Genomic DNA, 20,988 nt, shown 5'->3' with positions numbered 1-20,988 from the left:
CGCGCTGCCGCTGCCGCTCACCGTCATCTGCGAGTACCTGGGCATCCCGGTCGAGGACCGGCCGCTGTTCCTGCGGTGGAGCCACGTCCTGAGCCCGGCGAGGGGGAACGGCAGACCCCCGCGAGGGGGGAAAGGCAGAGCCCGGCGAGGGGGAACGGCAGACCCCCGCGAGGGGAAAGGCAGAGCCCTACGTGAACGACCCCACGTTCCGTTCGTACACCAGCCGCAGGCCGATCAGCGTCAGCCACGGTTCGTGGTCGTCGATGGCGGTGGCCTCGCCGAGGACCATGGGGGCCAGGCCGCCGGTGGCGATGACGCGGACGTCCGAGGGGTCGCCCTCGGGGCCGACCAGTTCGCGAGTCATCCGCGCCACCACGCCGTCGACCTGGCCCGCGAAGCCGTAGACGATGCCGGACTGCATGGCCTCGACGGTGTTCTTGCCGATGACGTTCCGCGGCCGGGCCAGTTCGATCTTGCGGAGCTGCGCCCCGCGCACGCCCAGCGCCTCGACCGAGATCTCGATGCCCGGGGCGATCACCCCGCCGACGTACTCGCCGCGCGCCGAGACCGCGTCGAAGGTGGTGCCGGTGCCGAAGTCGACCACGATCGCCGGGCCGCCGTAGAGCTCGACCGCGGCGACCGCGTTGATGATGCGGTCCGCGCCGACCTCCTTGGGCTGGTCGGTGAGGATCGGGATGCCGGTCTTGACCCCCGGCTCGACCAGGACGGCCGGCACGTCGCCGTAGTACCGGCGGGTGACCTCGCGCAGCTCGTGCAGCACCGACGGCACCGTCGAGCAGATCGCGATGCCGTGGATGCCGTCGCCCAGCTCGCTGCCGAGCATCGGGTGCATGCCCATCAGGCCCTGCATCAGCACGGCCAGTTCGTCGGCGGTCCGGCGCGGGTCGGTGGAGACGCGCCAGTGCTCGACGATCTCCTCGCCGTCGAACAGGCCCAGCACCGTCTGGCTGTTGCCGACGTCGATGGTGAGCAGCATCAGCGCGCCTCTCGCAGGTCGAGGCCGATGTCCAGGACCGGGGAGGAGTGGGTCAGCGCGCCCACCGCGAGGTAGTCCACGCCGGTGTCGGCGTACGCGCGGGCGTTGGCGAGGGTCAGGCGGCCGGAGGACTCCAGGATCGCGCGGCCCTGGTTGTGCTCCTTGTTGAGGGCCACCGCCTCCTCGGTCTCGGTCGGCGTGAAGTTGTCGAGCAGGATCAGGTCGGCGCCCGCGTCCATGACCTCGCGGGCCTGGTGCAGGGTGTCCACCTCGACCTCCACCGGTACGCCGGGGAAGGCCTCGCGGACGGCCTTGAAGGCCTGGGCGACGCCACCGGCCGCGACCACGTGGTTGTCCTTGACCAGCGCCGCGTCCGAGAGGGACATGCGGTGGTTGACGCCGCCGCCGCAGCGCACCGCGTACTTCTCCAGGGCGCGCAGCCCCGGGGTGGTCTTGCGGGTGTCGCGGACGCGCGCGGCGGTGCCCTCCAGGGCGTCGGACCAGGCGCGGGTGGCGGTGGCGATGCCGGAGAGCCGGCAGAGGATGTTCAGCGCGCTGCGCTCGCCGGTGAGCAGGTCCCGGGTGCGGGCGGTGACGGAGAGCAGGACCTGGCCGGGCTCGACGCGGTCACCGTCCTCGGCGTGCCGCTCGACCTCGAAGGCGTCCTCGCAGACCACGGAGAGCACGGCCTCGGCGATCCGCAGACCGGCGACCGTACCGGCCTCGCGGGCGGTGAAGTCGGCGGTGGCGACGGCCTCTTCGGGGACGGTGGCGACCGTGGTGACGTCCACCCCGCCGTCCAGGTCCTCGGCCAGGGCCATGTGCGCGATGTCCTCGACCTCGATCGGGTCCAGGCCCGCGTCGGCCAGCAGCTGCGCGAGCGCCGGGTCCAGGCCGCTCTCGGCGGGGCCGCAGGCGCAGTCGTCGCCGCAGCCCTCGTCGGTGCTCACAAGGGGGAGTTCGGGGGTGCTCACGGTCACTGCTCCTGCATCAGAGGGTGGCGTACGGACGGGAAGTCCGCCGTCTCGGTGGTCGTCACGACCAGCGCGCGCCGCTGCGACGCCGACAGCCGTACGACGAGGTGGCGGCGCCAGGCCGCGTCGTCCCGGTCGGGGTGGTCCTCGCGCCAGTGGCAGCCGCGGGTCTCCGCGCGCCGCTGGGCCGCCGCGACCAGGACGCGGGCCACGCAGAGGAGGTTGGTGGCCTCCCAGGTGTCCACGCCGGGCTCGGCGGTCTTGCCGTGGGTCTCGAGTTCGTTCAGGGCGCGGCAGTACAGGGACTCCAGCGCGTCGGCGGCGTCCCGCAGGCTCTCGGCGGAGCGCAGCACGCCGGCGCCCTCCGTCATGATCCGCTGGATCTCGAAGCGGGTCTCCCCGGACAGCAGCGGTCCGTGGGCGGGCACCGGGCCGCCGCCCGGGAGCGCGGCGGCCGTGCCGGCGCCGTCGCCGGCCCCCGCGATGATGTCCTCGGCGATCCGCTCGGCGAACACCAGGCCTTCGAGGAGGGAGTTGGAGGCCAGCCGGTTCGCGCCGTGCACGCCGGTGCAGGCCACCTCGCCGCAGGCGTACAGGCCCGGCACGGTGGTCCGGCCGTGCAGGTCGGTCCGGACGCCGCCGCTGGCGTAGTGCGCGGCGGGGGCGACCGGGATCGGCTCGGTCACCGGGTCGATGCCGTGGGCCCGGCAGGCGGCGAGGATGGTGGGGAAGCGCTGTTCCCACATCTGCGCGCCGAAGTGCCGGGCGTCCAGGTACATGTGCTGGGTGCCGGTCTCCTGCATGCGCCGCATGATGCCCTTGGCGACGATGTCGCGCGGGGCCAGCTCGGCCAGCTCGTGCTGGCCGGTCATGAAGCGCACCCCGTCGGCGTCGACGAGGTACGCGCCCTCGCCGCGCACCGCCTCGGAGACCAGGGGCTGCTGGCCCTCGGCGTCCGGGCCGAGGAAGAGCACCGTCGGGTGGAACTGGACGAACTCCAGGTCGGAGACCTCGGCCCCGGCGCGCAGCGCGAGGGCGACGCCGTCGCCGGTGGAGACGGCCGGGTTGGTGGTGGCGGAGAAGACCTGGCCCATGCCGCCGGTCGCCAGGATCACGGCGGGCGCGTGCACCGCGCCGACGCCGTCGTGCTGGCCCTCGCCCATCACGTGCAGGGTGACGCCGGCGGTGCGCCCGGCCTCGTCCTGGAGCAGGTCCAGGACCAGGGCGTTCTCGACGGTCTCGATGCCGGAGGCGTGCACCGCCTCGACCAGGGCCCGGGAGATCTCGGCGCCGGTGGCGTCGCCGCCGGCGTGCGCGATCCGGCGGCGGTGGTGGCCGCCCTCGCGGGTCAGCTCTATCTCGCCGGAGTCGGAGGTGTCGAAGACGGCGCCGGTAGCGATCAGGCGGCGGACCGCGTCGGGGCCCTCGGTGACCAGGAGGCGGACGGCGGCCTCGTCGCAGAGGCCGGCGCCGGCCACCAGGGTGTCGTCCAGGTGCTGTTCGGGGGTGTCCCCCTCGCCGAGGGCGGCGGCGATGCCGCCCTGCGCCCAGCGGGTGGAGCCGTCGTCCAGCCGGGCCTTGGTGACGACCACCGTACGGCGGCCCGCGGCCGCGCAGCGCAGTGCGGCGGTCAGGCCCGCGACGCCGGAGCCGACGACCACGACGTCGGCCTCCAGCGCCCAGCCGGGGGCCGGGGCGTGCAGGCGTATGCCGGTGCGGGTGCCGGTCGCGGCCGGGCGGGCGCCCGTACCGGTCCGGCTGCTGGGGCTGCCTGTGGTGGTCACGTGTGCGCTCCGAAGTCCAGCGGGATGTTGTCGATGAGCCGGGTGGTGCCGACCTTCGCGGCGACGGCCAGCACGGCCGGGCCGGCGAAGCCGTCGGGCACCTCGGTGAAGTCGGCGGGGTCGACCAGCGCCAGGTAGTCGAGGACCAGCGGCGGTTCGGCGGTGGCGGCCTCGGCCAGCACGGCCCGGGCGGCGGACCGCACGGCCTCGGGCAGGCCGTTGCCGGCCACCGAGACGGCGTGCGCGTCGGCGGAGGCGCGGGCCTCGCCCATCTTGGCCAGGGCGGTGGCGCGTTCGTCGGTGGCCGGGGCCGAGGAGGCCCGGGCGGCGAGCGCGGCCTGGGCGGCGAGCCGGTCGCGGCCGGCGAACAGGGCGCGGGAGAGGGTCAGTGCGGTGGTCCGCTCGGCGTCCGAGAGGTAGCGGTTGCGGCTGGAGAGGGCCAGGCCGTCGGTCTCCCGGACGGTCGGCACCCCCACCACCTCGACACCGAAGTTCAGGTCCCGCACCATCCGCCGGATCAGCGCGAGCTGCTGGGCGTCCTTCTGGCCGAAGAGCGCGAGGTCGGGGCGGGTGAGGTGGAGCAGCTTGGCGACGACGGTGAGCATGCCGTCGAAGTGGCCGGGGCGGGTGGCGCCTTCGAGGCGGCCGCCCATCGGTCCGGCGGTGATCCGGACCTGCGGCTCGCCGCCCGGGTAGACCTCCTCGACGGTCGGCGCGAAGACGGCGTCGGCGCCGGCCGCGCCCGCGATCGCCAGGTCGGCGTCGAGGGTGCGGGGGTACCGGTCCAGGTCCTCGCCGGCACCGAACTGGAGCGGGTTGACGAAGACGGTGACGACCACCTGGCCGTCCGGGCCGGCGCTCTCGCGGGCGGTCCGGACGAGGGTGGCGTGGCCCTCGTGCAGGGCGCCCATGGTCATCACGACCGTACGGCGGCCCTTCGCGGGGAGGGCGTCGAGCTCGGCGGCGGTGCGCAGCACCGGCGGGAGCGGGCGGTTCATCGGTCCCCTCCCTGGGGGTCGTGCGGGTCGCCGGCGGCGGGCGGCGGCTCCGGGGCGGGGCCCGGGGGGCGGCCCGCCTCGCCGAGTACGCCGAGCAGGTCCTCGGCCAGTTCCGGCTTGAGGAGGCCGTGCGCGAGGGCGCGGTCGGCGGTGGTGCGGGCCATGGCCAGGTAGCCGGCGACCGTGCCGGGGGCGTGCTTGCGCAGCTCGGAGACGTGCGCGGCGACGGTACCGGCGTCGCCGCGGGCGACCGGGCCGGTCAGGGCGGCGTCCCCGGAGCGCAGGGCGTTGTCGAGGGCGGCGCCGAGCAGCGGGCCGAGCATCCGGTCGGGGTGCTCGACCCCGGCCTTGCGGAGCAGTTCCATCGCCTGGGCCACCAGGGTGACGAGGTGGTTCGCGCCCAGTGCCAGGGCGGCGTGGTAGAGCGGCCGGGCCTCCTCGGCGATCCACTCGGGCTCGCCGCCCATCTCGATGACCAGCGCCTCGGCGGCCAGCCGCAGCTCCTCGGGGGCGGTGACGCCGAAGGAGCAGCCGGCCAGCCGCTGCACGTCCACGGCCGTGCCGGTGAAGGTCATGGCGGGGTGCAGGGCCAGCGGCAGCGCCCCGGCCCGGCGGGCCGGGTCGAGCACGGCGGTGCCGTACCGGCCGGAGGTGTGGACGATCAGCTGCCCGGGGCGCACCGCCCCGGTCGCGGCCAGTCCCTCGACGAGCCCGGGCAGGGCGTCGTCGGGCACGGTCAGCAGCACCAGGTCGGCCAGGGCCAGGACCTGGGCGGGCGGCACGAGGGGGACGTCGGGCAGCAGGGCCGCGGCGCGGCGCCGGGAGGCGTCGGAGACGCCGGAGACGGCCACCGGACGGTGTCCGGCGAGCTGCAGGGCCGCGGCGAGGGCCGGGCCGACACGGCCGGCACCGACGACTCCCACGGTGAGCCGGGCGGGGCGGGGCTGCGGTGTTGCGTTCACGCGGGGCGGGCCTTCCGTTCCAGTCCGCGGGGGGTACCGGACGATACGTCGCCATGCTATCCGCTGGGCCCCGCGCCGGAATTTCCGTGGCCGGGGTGCACGCTGCCGGGTGATGATCGGCGGCATGGACGACGTGACGGACGGTGTGGTGGACGGGGTGGCTCCGGTGACGGACGAGCAGGCGGAGGCAGCTGGTGAGGACGCGGCGGCGGCCGGGTCCGGAGTGGACGAGGCGGCGCTGCGGCGGCGCCGGGCGGCGGCCTGGCGGTCCTGCCGGCGGGTGCTCTCGCGCAACGCCTTCGAGCCGACCATCGCCGAGCAGCTGGCCGACCTGAGCGCCGCCGCGGGCTCGGTGTACGACCTGGACCAGCCGCTGGACCGGTACGGCGACGGGGTGGTGGCCGAGCTGGAGCGCCGGGTGGCGCAGCTGCTGGGCAAGGAGGCGGTGGCCTTCTTCCCGTCCGGGACGATGGCGCAGCAGGTGGCCCTGCGGTGCTGGGCCGGACGGACCGGCAATCCGGTGGTGGCGCTGCACCCGCAGTCCCATCCGGAGATGTGGGAGGACGACGCGTTCTCGATCGTCTCCGGACTGCGGGTCACCCATCCCACGACCGAACCGCGGCAGATGACCGCCGAGGAGGTGCGGGCGGCGCCGGAGCCCTTCGGGGCGCTGATGGTGGAGCTGCCGCTGCGGGATCCGGGCTTCCTGCTGCCTTCCTGGGAGGAGCTGACGGAGCTGGTGGCGGCGGCCCGGGAGCGGGACGCGGTGGTGCACTTCGACGGGGCGCGGCTGTGGGAGTGCACCGAGCACTTCGGGCGGCCGCTGGCGGAGATCGCGGACCTGGCGGACACCGTCTACCTCTCCTTCTACAAGTCGCTGGGCGGCTACTCGGGGGCGGTGCTGGCCGGGCCGGCGTCCCTGGTCGAGGAGGCGCGGGTGTGGCGGCACCGGTACGGGGGCCTGGTCTTCCAGCAGTTCCCGCAGGCGCTGGCGGCGCTCGTCGGACTGGAGCGGGAGCTGCCGCGGCTGCCGTCGTACGTGGCGCACGCGAAGGTGGTCGCGGGGGCGCTGGCGGACGGCCTCGCGGCGGCGGGGGTGCCGTACTTCCGGCTGGTGCCGGAGGTACCGGTGACGCACCAGTTCCACCTCTGGCTGCCGTACCCGGCGGACGTGCTGTCGGCGGCGGCGCTGGCCCAGGCGGAGGAGGACGGGGTGTGCCTCTTCACCCGCTTCTTCGCGGAGGGCCCGACGGGGCTGGCGCTGACGGAGATCACCGTGGCCTCCGAGGCCCTGGACTGGACGGCGTCCGAGGTCGCGGAGGCCGTCCGCGGCTTCGTGGCCCGCCTCCCCCGCTAGCGGGAGCCGCCGCCGCGGGGCCGGGAATCCGGCCCCGCGCAGGGCCGGGGCACAATGGGGCCATGGGGGTCACGATCGAGGTGGGGGGGCTGCCCCCGGAGCGGATCCGGTTCGCCGTGTCGCCGCTCGCGGAGCTGTGCATGGTGCTGCACGCCCTCGCCCAGCCCGACCACCACCCCCGCCTCGCCTCCTGGACCACCGCCACCAACGCCCGGCTGGCCCCCGACCTCGCCGACCGGCTGCTGGAGGCCGGCACGCTCTGGCAGACGTCGTTCTCGGACGTCTTCATGCCCTTCGCCGGGATCGAGGGCGGCGACGGCCTGCCGCACCCGACCCTGGCCGGCGAGCTGGACCGGCTCGACCTCCTCCCGGAGGAGCGGTTCGTCGGCGCGGCCCTCGAACACTGCGCCCTGACCCACTACAACGAGGGCGGCGGCCCCTCGCCCCTGACGGACGCCGGGGCCCGGGCCCGGGCCCTGGAGATAGCCGCCGCCCGGGGCCCCCGGCAGCTGGACTTCACGGTCCGGCTGCTGGAGGACCCGCCGGGCGTGCGGGCCTGGCTGCGCCGGCTGCTCGAGGACTGCGAGAGCGCCTTCTTCGGGGAGACCTGGGAGCGGATCCGGCCCGGGCTGGCCGCCGACGCCCGGCACAAGACCGAGGTGCTGCGCCGCAAAGGCCTGCCCGCCGCCCTGGAGGCCGTCTCGGCCGCGCTCTCCCTGGACCCGTCCGGCACCCTGATCACCGTCGACAAGATGACCCGGGGGGACGCCACCGCCCTCGATCCGGAGCTGGGCCCGGGGCTGGTCCTCGTCCCCTCGACCTTCGGCTGGCCGCACCTGATGGTGCTGCACGCCCGCGGCTGGCGCCCGGTGGTGCACTACCCCGTCGGCTCGCCCGAGCTGCCCGGGCCCGGCCAGCTCGAACTGCTCCAGCTGCGGATGGAGGCGCTTGCGCACCCGCTGCGGATGCACCTGTGCCGGACCCTGGCCCGGGGCCCGTACACCACGGGCGAGTTGGCGACGACGTACGGCATCACCGCGCCCGAGGTCTCCCGGCACCTGTCGGTCCTCAAGAAGGCGGGCCTGCTGACCACCCGCAGGCAAGGACGGTACGTCCACCACCAGTTGGACCTGACCGTGGTGGCCCGTCTCGGCTCCGACTTCCTCGAGGGCATCCTGCGCTGACCGGCTCCGGGGCCGCCCCGGGGGCGCCCGGAGCGGTGCAGGAGTGGTCGAGGAGCGGCTGGGATCCGGTGGCGGATTGGGCCATCCGGCCCCACTGACCCGCCGTCACCACTCGCGCAACAGTGCGGTCATACCGATATATGGAATTCATAAACCGGAATCAGCGAAAACCCTGGCGCCGCAGCCGCCTCCTGCATAGCGTGCGTCCACCGATCATCCGCACCGTGCGCGCTTCTTCCTGCCTGTCGTGAAAGGACCTCCATGCCCTCACGTCGTATAGCCGCAGCGACCGCCGCCCTGGCAGCCGCGGCTCTCGTCTCCCCGCTGCTGCTCTCGGGCCCGGCCGGCGCCACCCCCGGCCCGGACAGCCCCAGCTGGGCCAACAAGGGAGACGCCCTGGCCAGGAAGCTGGTCAAGGACGCGACCGCGAAGGACGCGTACAAGCACCTCCAGGTGCTCCAGTCGATCGCCGACTACAACAACGGCACCCGCGTGGCCGGTTCCAAGGGCCACGAGCAGTCCGCCAAGTACATCGAGGCGGTGCTGCGCGGCGCCGGCTACCAGCCGGTCCGGCACGAGTTCGACTTCGTCTACACGGAGACGATCGCCGAAACCCTCGAGGTGGTCTCGCCGACCGGCCGCCAAGTGCCGATCAAGCTGATGTCGTACACCGCGAGCGGCCCCGAGGGGGGCATCACCGCGGCCCTCGCGGCGGCCCCGGTCGACGCCGACGGCACCAACGGCTGCGACGCCGGGGACTTCGCGGCCGGCGCCTTCACCGGGAAGATCGCCCTGATCAAGCGCGGCGGCTGCACCTTCGCCGTCAAGCAGGCCAACGCCGCGGCGGCGGGTGCGGTCGGCGCGGTCATCTACAACAACACCGCGGGCGCCCTCAACGGCACCATCGGCGACCCGGCCGCGGGCAAGATCCCCACCGGCGGCGTCACCCAGGCGGAGGGCGAGGCGCTGGCCGCCGAGGTGGCCGCCGGCCCGGTCGAGGTCAGCCTGGACATCCGCGAGCTGCGGGAGAACCGCAAGACCTTCAACGTCATCGCGGAGACCCCGGGCGGCGACGCCGACAACACGGTCTTCCTCGGCTCGCACCTGGACTCGGTGACCGCCGGTCCCGGCATCAACGACAACGGCTCCGGCTCGGCGGGCATCCTCCAGGTCGCCCTCAAGCTCGCCAAGTCGAAGGAGAAGATCAAGAACAAGGTCCGCTTCGCCTGGTGGTCGGCGGAGGAGTTCGGCCTGCTCGGCTCCGAGGCGTACGTGGGCTCGCTGACCGAGGCGCAGAAGAAGCAGGTCAAGCTCTACCTGAACTTCGACATGATCGCCTCGCCGAACCCGGCGTACTTCGTCTACGACGGGGACGACTCGGACGGCGTCGGCTCCGGCCCGGGCCCCGAGGGCTCGGCGCAGATCGAGAAGGGCATCACCGACTTCCTCGACTCGAACTCCGTCCCGCACGAGGGCACGGACTTCACCGGCCGCTCGGACTACGGGCCCTTCATCGAGGCCGGCATCCCGGCCGGCGGCACCTTCACCGGCGCCGAGGGGATCAAGACCGCGGCCCAGGCGGCCCGGTACGGCGGCACCGCCGGGGTGGCCTACGACGTGAACTACCACGCCAAGGGCGACACGATCGAGAACATCAACATGCCGGCCTTCGACGTCAACATCGACGTCATCGCCGACGCGGTGGGCCACTACGCCTACGACCTGTCCCCGCTGTCCCGCCCGGTGGCCTCGGTCCCGACCGGCGGCGAGGCGGGCAGCGGCGGCGGCCTCCACGAGGGCCACGGCCCGGAGGCCACCGAGTAACCACCCCGCTCACGGGCAAGGGGGCCGGCCTCACGCCGGCCCCCTTCCCCGTACCCGCACGCCCTACAGCACCGACCCGATCCCCCGGCCCTCCAGCAGCCAGCCGAAGTCCCCGAGCCCGCCGCGGGCCGTCAGTTCCGCGGCTTCGCCGGCTGCGGACAGGGCTCGGACGTAGGCGGTGGGATCCGAGGACGCCAGGGTCAGGGGTGGGCGGCTGCCGGAGACGCCGAGGGCGGTCAGGGCCTCGCGCTGGGTCAGCAGGCGGGCGCCGGGGCCCGCGCAGGCGTCCAGGGCCACGTGCGCGGTCACGTCGCAGCCGCCGTCCGGGACCGGGCGCACCTCGCGGCCCTCCCGGAAGCCGGTCAGCGTGCCGTAGGGCGGGCGGGCGTCGCGGGCGTGGGCGTAGTCCACCGCCACCGCCAGCCCCCGCTCCAGGCAGCCGGCCGCCGCGGCCCAGGCCTCGTCCCGGGGCCGGCCGATCTCGGCCCGGCCGGTCCGCCAGCCGGGCCACCACCGCTCCAGCCAGGCCAGGTCGGCCCCGGTGACCTCCTCGCCGGGGCTTTCGGCGCCGTCCGCGCAGACCAGGACGTACCGGCCGTCCTCGGTGACGTCGAGCGGGACGTTGTCCAGCCACTCGTTGGCGAAGAGCAGGCCGGTGACCCCGGCCGGCGGCTCCGGCAGCCACCGCACCCGCTCGTCGAGCCCGGCCGGCCGGGCCGCACGCTCCACCGCGTACGGACGCACCCGTCCGGCGGTCTGCGGTCCGAGCGCCGCCAGCACCCCGGTGACCAGCTCGCCGCGGCCCGCGGCCATGTCGACGAAGGCCAGCCGCTCCGGCCGGCCCAGCGCCTCGTCCACCCGCTCCAGGAGGGCCGCGACCGCCCCCGCGTACAGCCCCGAGGCGTGCACCGAGGTCCGGAAATGACCGGCCGGACCGGGCCCCTCCGGGCGTACGTAGAACCCCCCGGGCCCGTACAGCGCCCGCTCCATCGCCCGGTGCCAGCGCACCGGGCCCGCCTCTTCACCCTCGGTCCACATCCCACAAAGGCTAGGTTCACCGTCCACCTTGGGGAGTACGCGCCCGCGGAGTGGATCGCTCCTGCGGTTGACTCCGGCACCTATTCCTTTTCCCTACGCTGGGTCACGTGCAGCGCTTCTATGACTTCCTCCGCCGACACCCGACGGGTGTGGACAGCCTCTGGGCCGTCCTGCTCTTCGGGATCTCGACGCTGGAGATCGCCTCGGAGCAGAGCATCAGCGGCATCAGCCCGCTCGTGGACCGGCTGCTGGCGATGGTCTCGGTCACCGCCCTCTGCGTGGTCCTCGCCCTGCGGCGGCGCTTCACCGCCCCGATGTACTGGCTGGCCGTGGGCGCCGGCGCGTACCAGCTGGCCCTCGGGGTCCGGCCGGACTCGGCCGACCTGGCGATGCTGGTCATCCTCTACACCGTCGCCGCCTCCGCCGAGGTGCCGCGCTGGCTGTCCCGGGTCGCCTTCGGCTCCGGGCTGCTGGCCGCCCCGCTGGCGGCCGCCCGCTGGGGCTTCAACAAGGCCGACTCGGCCAACGACATCGCCATGATGGTGATGGTCATGGTGCCCTTCGCGCTGGCCTGGGTGCTCGGCGACTCGATCCGCACCCGGCGGGCGTACTTCGCCCAGCTCGAGGAGCGCAACCGGCGGCTGGAGAAGGAGCGCGAGGCCCAGGCGAAGGTCGCGGTGGCCGCCGAGCGGGCCCGGATCGCCCGCGAGCTGCACGACGTGGTGGCGCACAACGTCTCCGTGATGGTGGTCCAGGCCGACGGAGCGGCGTACGTCATGGACGCCGCCCCGGACCAGGCCAAGCAGGCCCTGGAGACGATCTCGGGGACCGGCCGGCAGGCGCTGGCCGAGATGCGCCGGCTGCTGGGCGTGCTGCGCACCGGCGAGCCGCAGGAGTCCGAGGACTACGTGCCGCAGCCGGACGTGGAGCAGATCGAGGTACTGGTCGAGCAGGTGCGCACGGCCGGCCTCACGGTCGACTTCGACGTGGAGGGCACCCCCCGGCCGCTGCCCAGCGGTGTGGAGCTGACGGCCTACCGGATCGTCCAGGAGGCCCTGACCAACACGCGCAAGCACGGGGGCCCCGACGCGAAGGCGCGGGTCCGGCTGGTCTACTTCGACGACGGGCTGGGCCTGCTGGTCGAGGACGACGGCCGGGGCGCGGCCCACGAGATGTACCGGGACGGCGGCGCGGACGGCGCCGGCCACGGCCTGATCGGGATGCGCGAGCGGATCGGGATGGTGGGCGGCACGCTGGACGCCGGACCGCGGCCCGGCGGGGGCTTCCGGATCAGCGCACTCCTGCCGCTGAAGGGAAAGGGAAACTAGGAAATGTCCATCAGAGTCATGCTGGTCGACGACCAGGTGCTGCTGCGCACCGGCTTCCGGATGGTCCTCGCGGCCCAGCCGGACATGGAGGTCGTGGCGGAGGCGGGCGACGGGCTGGAGGCGCTGGAGGTGCTTCGGGCGACCACCGTCGACGTGGTGCTGATGGACGTGCGGATGCCCAAGCTCGACGGGGTCGAGGCGACCCGGCGGATCTGCGAGCCGGAGACCCACCCCAAGGTGATCATCCTGACCACCTTCGACCTGGACGAGTACGCCTTCTCCGGGCTGAAGGCCGGGGCGAGCGGCTTCATGCTGAAGGACGTGCCGCCGGGCGAGCTGCTCGCGGCGATCCGCTCGGTGCACAGCGGTGACGCGGTGGTCGCGCCGTCGACGACCCGGCGGCTGCTGGACCGGTTCGCGCCGATGCTGCCGAGTTCGGTGGCGGAGCCGGAGCACAAGGAGCTGGAGCGGCTGACGGAGCGCGAGCGGGAGGTCATGCTGCTGGTGGCGCAGGGCCTGTCCAACGGCGAGATCGCGGCGCGGCTGGTGCTCTCCGAGGCCACGGTCAAGACCCACGTGGGCCGCATCCTGACGAAGCTGGGCCTGCGCGACCGGGTCCAGGTGGTGGTCCTCGCCTACGAGACCGGCCTGGTCCGGGCCGGCGGCGGCCACCCGTCCTAGCCGGGGGCGACCGGCCGGCCCCGCCGGCTACCCGGCGGGGCCGGTCATCCAGCGGTCCGGGGCGGCGGTGCGGCGGCCGGTGTGGGAGCGGGCGGCCTGGGCCGTGAGGAGTTCGGCGGCGGCCGGCGCGGGGCGCAGCCGGGCGGTGACCGTGCCGTTCGCGCCGTGGTCCACCGACACGTCCGCCACCCCCCGTACCCGCTCCCAGGGCCCCTGCGTCAGGCGGACGCTCTGTACCTTCGCGTGCGGCACGATCTCGGTCCGCCGGCACAGCCGCCCCCGCCGCGCCGCGAAGACGGCCGGGGTGACGGCCAGCCCGTACCCCTTCCACCACACCGGCACCACCCAGCGCGACCCGCGCCGCGGCGCCGGCTCGAAGACCAGGGCCGGCAGGTCCACGCCCGGCAGCACCCGCGCCAGCACCGCCTCGGCCGCCTCCCGGGCGGCCACCGGTACCAGGACGTCGTTGCTGGAGCCGGCCACCGCCAGCTCCACCCGCACCCACCCGCGGCGCCGCCACAGCAGCGGCTCCACCAGCCGCACCGCCTGCACCCGCCCGGGCGGGACGGTCTCGTGGGCCCGGTCGAGCAGGCCGTGGTCGATCCGCAGCCCGTCGGGGGACTCGGCGACCGTCCAGTCGTACTCGCCCAGGAAGCGTCCGCCGGTGGCCGCCCAGATCCCGCCCAGCACCGGCAGCAGCACCGCGGCCGCGGCGAAGGCGCTGCTGCTGAACGTCCAGATGAGGACCGGCGCCGCCAGCCCGGCCGCCAGCGCGCCCAGCACCGACAGGCTCAGCAGCAGGGAGAGGACCAGCTGCCGGGGCGCCACCCGCAGCAGCTCCCGCATCGGCGCCTCGCCGACCTCCCGGGCCTGCTCGGGGGCGAAGCCGGCGGCCCGGGCCAGCAGTTCGGCGCGCAGCGCGCGGGCGTCCCGCTCGCCGAGGTACGCCAGCTCGTCCTTGGCCTCGGTACCGACCACGTCCAGCTTGAGCTTGGCCACCCCCGCGATCCGGGCGAGCAGCGGGCGGGTGACGTCCACGGCCTGGAGGCGGTCCAGCCGCAGGTGCGCGGTGCGGCGGAAGAAGAGGCCGGTGCGGATCCGCAGCTCGGTGTCGGTCACGGCGTAGTGGGTGAACCACCAGCTCAAGAATCCGTACAGGCCCGCCAGCGGAACGGCCGCGGCCACGATGAGCGCACCGGTGGCCGAGGACAGCCCCTCGCCCCAGGTCCGGGCCCGCTCGGGGTCCTGGAGGCCGAGGCCGGCGACCAGCGCGACCGGCGCCCAGGCCCGGCGCAGCGGGGTGACGGGGTGCAGCCGGCGCTCCCCCGGAGCGGCCGGCGCATCCTGGGCGTCGGGCGCGTCCGTCCCGGACTTCTCGAAGGCGCTCACAGGCCCGCCGACCTCGCCTCGCCCAGCTCCGTGAGCCGGTCCCGCAGGCGTTCCGCCTCGCGGGGCTCCAGCCCCGGGATCCGGGCGTCGGTGGCCGCGGCGGCCGTGTGCAGCTGGAGCGAGGCCAGCCCGAAGCGGCGTTCCAGCGGGCCGGAGGTGACCTCGACCAGCTGCATCCGGCCGTAGGGCACCACCGTCTCCTCCCGCCACAGCACGCCCCGGCTGATCAGCAGGTCGTCGGCGCGCTCCGCGTACCGCCAGGAGCGCCAGTTGCGGCCCAGCAGCACCCATCCCCAGCCCAGCAGGGCCAGCGGCAGCAGGGCGACGGCCGCCCAGCCGGGGCCCGCCAGCACCCCGAGGAGCACCCCCGCCGCGAGGGCCAGCGCCCCCAGCCAGAACACCAGCAGCAGCCGGCGCACCGTGAGCAGCCCCCTGGGCAGCCCGCTCCACTCGGGCGCCGCCCGCTCAGGTCCCGTCCCCGTATCCATCCACCCAGACTAGGGCTGCGCCCGAGGTTGCGGACGGGGCTGAGACACTGTCCCCATGACGGAGACCACGGTCGGCATCGGCGGTGCCGCGGAGAGCACCGACATGGTGCTCAACATCGGCCCCCAGCACCCTTCCACGCACGGCGTGCTGCGCCTGCGCCTCGTCCTGGACGGCGAGCGGATCATCAGTGCCGAGCCCGTAGTCGGGTACATGCACCGCGGCGCCGAGAAGCTCTTCGAGGCCCGGGACTACCGGCAGATCATCATGCTGGCCAACCGGCACGACTGGCTCTCCGCCTTCTCCAACGAGCTGGGCGTGGTGATGTCCGTCGAGCGGATGCTCGGCATGGAGGTCCCGGAGCGGGCGGTGTGGCTGCGCACCCTGCTGGCCGAGCTGAACCGCGTGCTCAACCACCTGATGTTCCTCGGGTCGTACCCGCTGGAACTGGGCGGGATCACGCCGATCTTCCACGCCTTCCGGGAGCGCGAGGAGCTTCAGGCCGTGATGGAGGAGGTCTCCGGCGGCCGGATGCACTACATGTTCAACCGGGTCGGCGGCCTCAAGGAGGACCTGCCGCTGGGCTGGCTGGGCCGCGCCCGGGCCGCGATCGCGGACGTCTCCACCCGCATGCACGTCTACGACGACCTGGTCCGCGGCAACGAGATCTTCCGGGGCCGCACCCGCGGGGTCGGCGTCCTGTCGGCGGAGACGGTGCACGCCTATGGCGTGAGCGGGCCGATCGCCCGGGCCTCGGGCGTGGACTTCGACCTGCGCCGGGACGAGCCGTACCTGGCGTACGGCGAGCTCCAGGACGTGCTGAAGGTCGTCACCCGCCAGGAGGGCGACTGCCTGGCCCGGTTCGAGTGCCTGCTGGAGCAGACGCACAACGCCCTGGAGCTGGCGGTGGCCTGCCTGGACCGGCTCGAGCAGCTGCCGCCGGGGCCGGTCAACCAGCGGCTGCCGAAGGTCCTGAAGGCGCCCGAGGGCCACACCTACGCGTGGACCGAGAACCCGCTCGGGATCAACGGCTACTACCTGGTGTCCAAGGGCGAGAAGACCCCGTACCGGCTCAAGCTCCGGTCGGCCTCGTACAACAACATCCAGGCGCTGGTCGAGCTGCTGCCGGGCACGCTGGTCGCGGACATGGTCGCGATCCTGGGCTCGTTCTTCTTCGTGGTCGGCGACATCGACAAGTAGCCGTACCCCGGTACGTACGCCGACGGGCCCGGAGCGCTGGTGGAGCGCTCCGGGCCCGTCGGCGTACCGGGTGCTACGAGATGGCGGTGCGCAGCGCCGCCACGTCGATGACCTCGGTCTCGTCGTGCGCGGTGAGGTCGATGACCTGGCCGGCGTCGGGGAGCGCGGGGTCGCGGGGCTTGAACTCGGGGTCGGCCGACTCGGCCTTGTGGACCGCCAAGGCCTCGGCGCCGACCACGTCCGCGAGGTCTTCGTTCTGCACGGCCTCGATCGCGGCCCGGGCCTGGGCGGCGGTCTTGGTGCCGAAGAAGTCGAAGCCGCCCTCGACGCGGGAGGCGGTGCGGCGGGCCGCGTCGTACGGGGCGACCGCGCCGGCCGGGCGGCGGGCGGGCAGCGCCGCGGGGACGGCGGGGGCCGGCAGGGCGGGGGTCAGTCCGAGTCCCCCTTTGGCCGGCCGGGCCGGGGTGGCCGCGGGGGGCGTGCTGCCGGTGGTCGTGGCGGCGGGGGCGGTGGCGCCGGTGGTCGTGGCGGCCTGCTCGGCGGCGGCGGCCCGGGCTCCGGCGCGGGCGCCGGCCTGGGCGGAGACCGCGGCCCGGGCGGAGGCCTCGGCCTTGTGCAGCAGCGCGGTCAGCGCGGCGTTGGCCCGGGCGTAGCCGGCCCGGGTCGGGGCGCCGGCGGGGGTGAGGTCCTGCGAGGGGGCCGGGAGTTCCCGGGCCGGGGCGGGGGCGGCGGCCTCGATGGCCAGCAGCCGGCGGCCCTCCAGGGCGGTGGCGCGCTCGGTCTCGGCGGTGGCGTACCGGCGCAGCAGCGCGGCGTGCTCGCCGCGCAGGCCGGCCAGTTCCACGCGCTTGGCGCGCAGCTTGGCGTCGAGCTTGGTGCGCAGCGCCCGCGATTCCTCGAGCTCGGACTCGAGTTCGGCTATGCGGTCCTCGGTGCGCCACTCCTCGCGGACCCGCTCGCGGGTGAGCTCGGCGACCCGGCGGCCCGCGGCCCGGTCCCAGTTGCGCATCACCACGGCGCCGCTCACCCCGGCGGCGGCGGTGAGGGCCACCAGGAGGCGGAGCGCCACCGGTTCCGCCAGCAGCCAGGCGACGGCGGCGCTGGTGACGGAGACACCGGCGACGGTCGTGGGAGTGAGCAGCCTGTGCAGGGGCGGGGAATGGCGGTGGCGTCCACGTGGCATGGCCTGAAATTTACAGGGCGTAGCCCTACCGCGGGTATCCGCCCGGGAATCTGTTTCCAGGCGGTTACCCGTCGGTGGGTGAACTCCCGCGGGCTACTTGGCGATCAGGCCCTTCTGCGTCAGCCACTCCTTGGCGACATCGGCCGGTTTGGCCCGCTCGCCGTCCACCTTGCGGTTCAGTTCCACCAGATCGGCCGTGGTCAGCGCCTTGGTGACCTTCTCCAGGGCGGCCGCGATCTCGGCACTTCCGGCGTCCTTCGCATTCACCACCGGGAGGACGTTGTCGGCATTCTGGAGCTTCTTGTCGTCCTCGAGCAGGACGAGTCCGAAGGAGTCGAGGGTGGCGTCCGTGGTGGTGGTCAGCGCCAGCTGGTCCACCCCGTCCTTGACGGCCTGCTTGGAGGCGGGGGTGCCCACGCCCTTGGGGTCGATACCGGAAACGTCGATTCCGTACGTGGACTTCAGACCCACCGCGCAGAAGGGACGGACCGCGCATTCGTCACCGGCCGCGATCTTCACCTTGATCTTGGACTTGCCGAGGTCCGAAAGGGTCTTGAGCTTGTTCTTCTCGGCGAATTCCTTGCTGACCGCGAAGGCGTTCTGGTCGACGGCCGAACCGGCCGGCAGCGCCTTCAGCCCGCGCGGGGCGCCCAGCTTCTCCAGGGCGGCCACCGTGGCGGTCGCGTCGCTGCTGGCGACCGGCTTGTCGGTGGGCGCCTTGGGGCCGTTCACCTTGGCGTTCAGGAACTCGGCGAGCGTGGCGGCGTATTCCGGGACCACGTCGATCTCGCCCTTTTCCAGGGCGGGCTCGTACAGCTCGCGGTTGGCGACGGTCTTGATGGACGTGCCGTACCCGGCGTCGCGCAGGACCTGGGAGTAGAGCTCGGCCAGGATGTCCGACTCGGTGAAGCCGGCCGCGCCGATCACCAGGGAGCCCTTCCCGCCGGAACTGGCGGAGGCGCCGCCGTCCTTGCTCTTCTCCAGGCTGTCGCCGCCGCAGGCGGTCAGCGAACCGGCCAGCGCCAGCGCGCCCAGGGCCGCACCCAGCAGGCGCGTGGTCTTACTCATCGGAACTCCGTTCAACGGACGGGCGGTACTCGGGACGAGGGGGATCGGGGGACGGGGGCGGCTCAGCGGCGGGCCGGCGCGCACAGCCGGTCGGCCACCAGCAGCACCCCCTCGACCAGCAGCGCCAGCCCGGCGACCAGCAGGGCGCCCGCGACCACCTGGCCGGTGTCGTAGGTGTTGAAGCCGGCGGTGATGATCCGGCCCAGACCGCCCTGGCCGACCATGGCGGCGATGGTGGCGGTGGCCACCACCTGCACGGCGGCCGAGCGCAGGCCGGTCATCACCAGCGGGTAGGCGAGCGGGAGTTCCACCCGGCGGAAGAGCTGGCCGCCGGACATGCCCATGCCCCGGGCGGCCTCCACCACCGAGCGGTCCACCTGGCGCATCCCGACGTAGGCGTTGGTCAGCAGGGGCGGGATCGCGAACAGCACCAGGGCCGTGATGGTCGGCAGGTACCCGGAATTGCGCAGCGGCGAGACCATGAAGAGGGCCAGCACCGCGAAGACCGGCACCGCCCGGCCGACATTGGACACCTGGGCGGCGAGGGTGCCGCCGCGGCCGAGGTGGCCCAGCCACAGCCCGACCGGCAGCGCCACCGCGCAGGCCACCGCGAGGGCGACGCCGCTGACGTAGGCGTGCTCGGCGAGGCGGTGCCAGACGCCGGACTCCCCGGACCAGTTGGCCCCGTCGCTCAGCCAGTCCCAGGCATCGGTCGGCACGGACATCGCTCAGGCCTCCTTCGCCGCGCGGGTCCAGGGCGTCAGCAGCCGCTGGAGGCCGAGCAGCAGCAGATCGGCGACCAGGGCCAGCAGCACGCACAGCACCGAGGCGGTCAGCACCTGCGCCTTGAAGGAGCTCTGCACGGCGGGGGCGATGAGGTTGCCCAGCCCGCCGGCGCCCACGATCGAGCCGACCGTGGTCAGCGCGACCGTGGAGACCGTGGCGATCCGCACCCCGGCCAGCAGCGCGGGCAGCGCCAGCGGCAGCTCGACCTGCCACAGCAGCCGCAGCGGGCCGTACCCCATGCCCCGGGCGGCCTCCCGGACCTCCTCGGGGACGGCCTCCAGGCCGGCCAGCAGATTGCGCACCAGGATGGTCAGCGAATAGAGCACCAGGCCGGTCACCACCACCGACGCGGACAGCCCGAACAGCGGCAGCAGCAGGGAGAACATGGCCAGCGAGGGGATCGTGTAGAGCAGGGTGGTCACGGCCAGCACGGGGGCGGCGAAGGCCCGCCCGCGGCGGGCGAGCAGGGCGAGCGGCACGGAGACGGCCAGCCCGATCGCCACGGAGAGCAGCGTGATCCAGACGTGCTGGACCGTCGCGTCGGTCAGCTCCTGGCTGCGCGAACGAACGTACTCCCAGCAGATCCAGTCGTTCGCCACCAGGCAGTTGTCCGCTGCCATCCCGCTCACCCCCTCCCCCGGCGCGTACCGGCACCGTGATCACAGCGACCATAACCCGCCGCACCGACAACACCCGGGATCCTTCGCACGGTGGCAACACCGCCTTCACGAACACGCTGCGAAGATGGGCGGGTGATCCGATTCGAGCATGTGACCAAGCGCTACGACGACGGGACGACCGCGGTCGACGACCTCTCCTTCGAGGTGGCCGAGGGCGAACTGGTCACGCTGGTGGGGCCGTCGGGCTGCGGCAAGACGACCACCATGAAGATGGTGAACCGCCTCATCGAGCCCACCTCCGGGCGGATCCTGCTGGCCGGCGAGGACATCGCGAGCGCCGATCCGGTCGAGCTGCGGCGCCGCATCGGGTACGTCATCCAGCAGGTCGGGCTCTTCCCCCACAAGACCGTGCTGGAGAACACCGCGACCGTCCCGCACCTGCTGGGCGTCAAGAAGGACAAGGCCCGGGCCCGGGCGGCCGAGCTGCTGGAACTGGTCGGGCTGGACCCGGCGGTGCACGGCCCCCGCTACCCCGACCAGCTCTCGGGCGGCCAGCGGCAGCGGGTGGGGGTGGCCCGGGCTCTGGCCGCCGACCCGCCGGTGCTGCTGATGGACGAGCCGTTCGGCGCGGTGGACCCGGTGGTGCGCGAGCGCCTGCAGAACGAGTTCCTGGCGCTCCAGCGCACGGTCCGCAAGACGATCCTGCTGGTCACCCACGACCTGGACGAGGCGGTCCGGCTCGGTGACCGGATCGCCGTCTACGGCCAGGGCACCGTCGAGCAGTTCGCGGCCCCGGCGGCCGTCCTGGCCGCGCCCGCCACCCCGTACGTGGCCTCCTTCGTCGGCTCCGACCGGGGCCTGAAGCGGCTGGCGGTCACCCCGGTGACCGAGGCGGACCTGGAGCCCGCGGCCGGGGCCCCGGCGGCGGACGGCGCCCGGCTGCCGCTCGGTGCCTCGCTGCGCGAGGCGCTGGCGCTGCTGCTCCAGGAGGATTCGGGCCGGCTCGCGGTGGTCGGCGCGGACGGCTCCGCGGAGGTCCTGGGCGTCCTGACGCCGGCGGCCGTGCACCGGGCACTGCGCCGCGCGGGCGAGCGCGAGACCGAGAGCGAAGGCGGGAGCGGGGCCTGAG

Annotated in this window: 19 protein-coding genes; 7 read left to right on the top strand and 12 right to left on the bottom strand. The window is 74.2% G+C overall.

The window, feature by feature from the left end; translation table 11 throughout:
- Window positions 1-187 precede the first annotated feature (187 nt).
- From AB0O40_RS23315 to AB0O40_RS23295, 5 genes are all read right to left on the bottom strand, one after another.
- Window positions 188-997: a type III pantothenate kinase gene (locus AB0O40_RS23315; protein WP_365044905.1), complete on the bottom strand. Its 810-nt coding sequence runs from the start codon at window positions 995-997 to the stop codon at window positions 188-190.
- On the bottom strand, window positions 997-1,971 hold the full coding sequence (gene nadC, locus AB0O40_RS23310) for a carboxylating nicotinate-nucleotide diphosphorylase (RefSeq protein WP_365044902.1): 975 nt from the start codon (window positions 1,969-1,971) through the stop codon (window positions 997-999). The genes AB0O40_RS23315 and nadC overlap by 1 nt, the downstream gene beginning before the upstream one ends.
- A 2-nt stretch (window positions 1,972-1,973) precedes the next feature.
- Window positions 1,974-3,680 carry an L-aspartate oxidase gene (locus tag AB0O40_RS23305; RefSeq protein WP_365044914.1) on the bottom strand — a complete coding sequence of 569 codons (1,707 nt, stop codon included), beginning with the start codon at window positions 3,678-3,680 and terminating at the stop codon, window positions 1,974-1,976.
- A 71-nt stretch (window positions 3,681-3,751) separates the two neighbouring features.
- Window positions 3,752-4,753 carry a pantoate--beta-alanine ligase gene (panC, locus tag AB0O40_RS23300; RefSeq protein WP_365044899.1) on the bottom strand — a complete coding sequence of 334 codons (1,002 nt, stop codon included), beginning with the start codon at window positions 4,751-4,753 and terminating at the stop codon, window positions 3,752-3,754.
- A complete protein-coding gene (locus AB0O40_RS23295) occupies window positions 4,750-5,715 on the bottom strand; it encodes a DUF2520 domain-containing protein (protein ID WP_365044896.1) in 966 nt (321 codons plus the stop codon). Before AB0O40_RS23295 ends, panC begins: the two co-directional genes overlap by 4 nt.
- Window positions 5,716-5,839: 124 nt before the next feature.
- Here AB0O40_RS23295 and AB0O40_RS23290 point away from each other — a divergent pair, with 124 nt between their 5' ends.
- From AB0O40_RS23290 to AB0O40_RS23280, 3 genes are all read left to right on the top strand, one after another.
- On the top strand, window positions 5,840-7,072 hold the full coding sequence (locus tag AB0O40_RS23290) for a beta-eliminating lyase-related protein (protein WP_365044893.1): 1,233 nt from the start codon (window positions 5,840-5,842) through the stop codon (window positions 7,070-7,072).
- A 62-nt stretch (window positions 7,073-7,134) separates the two neighbouring features.
- Entirely contained in the window at window positions 7,135-8,256 is a 1,122-nt protein-coding gene (locus AB0O40_RS23285) for a DUF5937 family protein (RefSeq protein ID WP_365044890.1), read from the top strand.
- Between the two features lie 261 nt (window positions 8,257-8,517).
- Window positions 8,518-10,080 (top strand): M28 family metallopeptidase, encoded by a 1,563-nt coding sequence (locus tag AB0O40_RS23280; protein WP_365044887.1) that lies wholly within the window; start codon window positions 8,518-8,520, stop codon window positions 10,078-10,080.
- Window positions 10,081-10,143: 63 nt separating this feature from the next.
- Here AB0O40_RS23280 and AB0O40_RS23275 read toward each other — a convergent pair whose 3' ends face one another.
- A complete protein-coding gene (locus AB0O40_RS23275; RefSeq protein WP_365044884.1) occupies window positions 10,144-11,118 on the bottom strand; it encodes an SAM-dependent methyltransferase in 975 nt (324 codons plus the stop codon).
- A gap of 107 nt (window positions 11,119-11,225) precedes the next feature.
- On the opposite strand from AB0O40_RS23275, the gene AB0O40_RS23270 reads away from it, so the two are divergent.
- Window positions 11,226-12,446 (top strand): sensor histidine kinase, encoded by a 1,221-nt coding sequence (locus AB0O40_RS23270; RefSeq protein ID WP_365044881.1) that lies wholly within the window; start codon window positions 11,226-11,228, stop codon window positions 12,444-12,446.
- A gap of 3 nt (window positions 12,447-12,449) precedes the next feature.
- Window positions 12,450-13,127 carry a response regulator transcription factor gene (locus AB0O40_RS23265; RefSeq protein WP_365044878.1) on the top strand — a complete coding sequence of 226 codons (678 nt, stop codon included), beginning with the start codon at window positions 12,450-12,452 and terminating at the stop codon, window positions 13,125-13,127.
- Window positions 13,128-13,154: 27 nt separating this feature from the next.
- On the opposite strand, the gene AB0O40_RS23260 is transcribed toward AB0O40_RS23265, so the two are convergent.
- Both AB0O40_RS23260 and AB0O40_RS23255 read right to left on the bottom strand, forming a co-directional pair.
- Window positions 13,155-14,441 carry a PH domain-containing protein gene (locus tag AB0O40_RS23260; RefSeq protein ID WP_365044911.1) on the bottom strand — a complete coding sequence of 429 codons (1,287 nt, stop codon included), beginning with the start codon at window positions 14,439-14,441 and terminating at the stop codon, window positions 13,155-13,157.
- A 71-nt stretch (window positions 14,442-14,512) separates the two neighbouring features.
- Window positions 14,513-15,004, bottom strand: a complete 492-nt coding sequence (locus AB0O40_RS23255; protein WP_365044875.1) for a PH domain-containing protein — start codon at window positions 15,002-15,004, stop codon at window positions 14,513-14,515.
- A gap of 55 nt (window positions 15,005-15,059) precedes the next feature.
- Here AB0O40_RS23255 and AB0O40_RS23250 point away from each other — a divergent pair, with 55 nt between their 5' ends.
- Window positions 15,060-16,202 carry an NADH-quinone oxidoreductase subunit D gene (locus AB0O40_RS23250; RefSeq protein WP_365044872.1) on the top strand — a complete coding sequence of 381 codons (1,143 nt, stop codon included), beginning with the start codon at window positions 15,060-15,062 and terminating at the stop codon, window positions 16,200-16,202.
- A 73-nt stretch (window positions 16,203-16,275) separates the two neighbouring features.
- On the opposite strand, the gene AB0O40_RS23245 is transcribed toward AB0O40_RS23250, so the two are convergent.
- The 4 genes from AB0O40_RS23245 to AB0O40_RS23230 all read right to left on the bottom strand — a co-directional run bounded on the left by AB0O40_RS23245 (window position 16,276) and on the right by AB0O40_RS23230 (window position 19,859).
- Window positions 16,276-17,385, bottom strand: coding sequence for a hypothetical protein (locus tag AB0O40_RS23245; protein WP_365044870.1), 1,110 nt, complete (start codon window positions 17,383-17,385; stop codon window positions 16,276-16,278).
- A gap of 93 nt (window positions 17,386-17,478) precedes the next feature.
- Window positions 17,479-18,453, bottom strand: a complete 975-nt coding sequence (locus AB0O40_RS23240) for an ABC transporter substrate-binding protein (protein ID WP_365044867.1) — start codon at window positions 18,451-18,453, stop codon at window positions 17,479-17,481.
- Window positions 18,454-18,515: 62 nt separating this feature from the next.
- Window positions 18,516-19,178, bottom strand: coding sequence for an ABC transporter permease (locus tag AB0O40_RS23235; RefSeq protein ID WP_365044864.1), 663 nt, complete (start codon window positions 19,176-19,178; stop codon window positions 18,516-18,518).
- A gap of 3 nt (window positions 19,179-19,181) precedes the next feature.
- Entirely contained in the window at window positions 19,182-19,859 is a 678-nt protein-coding gene (locus tag AB0O40_RS23230; RefSeq protein ID WP_365044861.1) for an ABC transporter permease, read from the bottom strand.
- A 132-nt stretch (window positions 19,860-19,991) separates the two neighbouring features.
- Between AB0O40_RS23230 and AB0O40_RS23225 the strand changes: the two genes are divergently transcribed.
- Entirely contained in the window at window positions 19,992-20,987 is a 996-nt protein-coding gene (locus AB0O40_RS23225) for an ATP-binding cassette domain-containing protein (protein ID WP_365044858.1), read from the top strand.
- Window position 20,988 lies beyond the last annotated feature (1 nt).

The organism is Streptomyces sp. NPDC089919 (assembly GCF_040684615.1).
Classification (GTDB): Bacteria; Actinomycetota; Actinomycetes; order Streptomycetales; family Streptomycetaceae; genus Streptomyces.
The sequence above is the reverse complement of the archived record's forward strand: the minus strand, read 5'-3'. Positions and strand labels throughout refer to the sequence as shown.

What these genes read in the sequence shown, in the direction of transcription:
- AB0O40_RS23315 (WP_365044905.1), bottom strand. Translation starts at nt 997, where the DNA reads ATGCTGCTCACCATCGACGTCGGCAACAGCCAGACGGTGCTGGGCCTG.
- panC (WP_365044899.1), bottom strand. Translation starts at nt 4,753, where the DNA reads ATGAACCGCCCGCTCCCGCCGGTGCTGCGCACCGCCGCCGAGCTCGAC.
- AB0O40_RS23290 (WP_365044893.1), top strand. Translation starts at nt 5,840, where the DNA reads ATGGACGACGTGACGGACGGTGTGGTGGACGGGGTGGCTCCGGTGACG.
- AB0O40_RS23285 (WP_365044890.1), top strand. Translation starts at nt 7,135, where the DNA reads ATGGGGGTCACGATCGAGGTGGGGGGGCTGCCCCCGGAGCGGATCCGG.
- AB0O40_RS23280 (WP_365044887.1), top strand. Translation starts at nt 8,518, where the DNA reads ATGCCCTCACGTCGTATAGCCGCAGCGACCGCCGCCCTGGCAGCCGCG.
- AB0O40_RS23275 (WP_365044884.1), bottom strand. Translation starts at nt 11,118, where the DNA reads ATGTGGACCGAGGGTGAAGAGGCGGGCCCGGTGCGCTGGCACCGGGCG.
- AB0O40_RS23265 (WP_365044878.1), top strand. Translation starts at nt 12,450, where the DNA reads ATGTCCATCAGAGTCATGCTGGTCGACGACCAGGTGCTGCTGCGCACC.
- AB0O40_RS23255 (WP_365044875.1), bottom strand. Translation starts at nt 15,004, where the DNA reads ATGGATACGGGGACGGGACCTGAGCGGGCGGCGCCCGAGTGGAGCGGG.
- AB0O40_RS23250 (WP_365044872.1), top strand. Translation starts at nt 15,060, where the DNA reads ATGACGGAGACCACGGTCGGCATCGGCGGTGCCGCGGAGAGCACCGAC.
- AB0O40_RS23245 (WP_365044870.1), bottom strand. Translation starts at nt 17,385, where the DNA reads ATGCCACGTGGACGCCACCGCCATTCCCCGCCCCTGCACAGGCTGCTC.
- AB0O40_RS23240 (WP_365044867.1), bottom strand. Translation starts at nt 18,453, where the DNA reads ATGAGTAAGACCACGCGCCTGCTGGGTGCGGCCCTGGGCGCGCTGGCG.
- AB0O40_RS23235 (WP_365044864.1), bottom strand. Translation starts at nt 19,178, where the DNA reads ATGTCCGTGCCGACCGATGCCTGGGACTGGCTGAGCGACGGGGCCAAC.
- AB0O40_RS23230 (WP_365044861.1), bottom strand. Translation starts at nt 19,859, where the DNA reads ATGGCAGCGGACAACTGCCTGGTGGCGAACGACTGGATCTGCTGGGAG.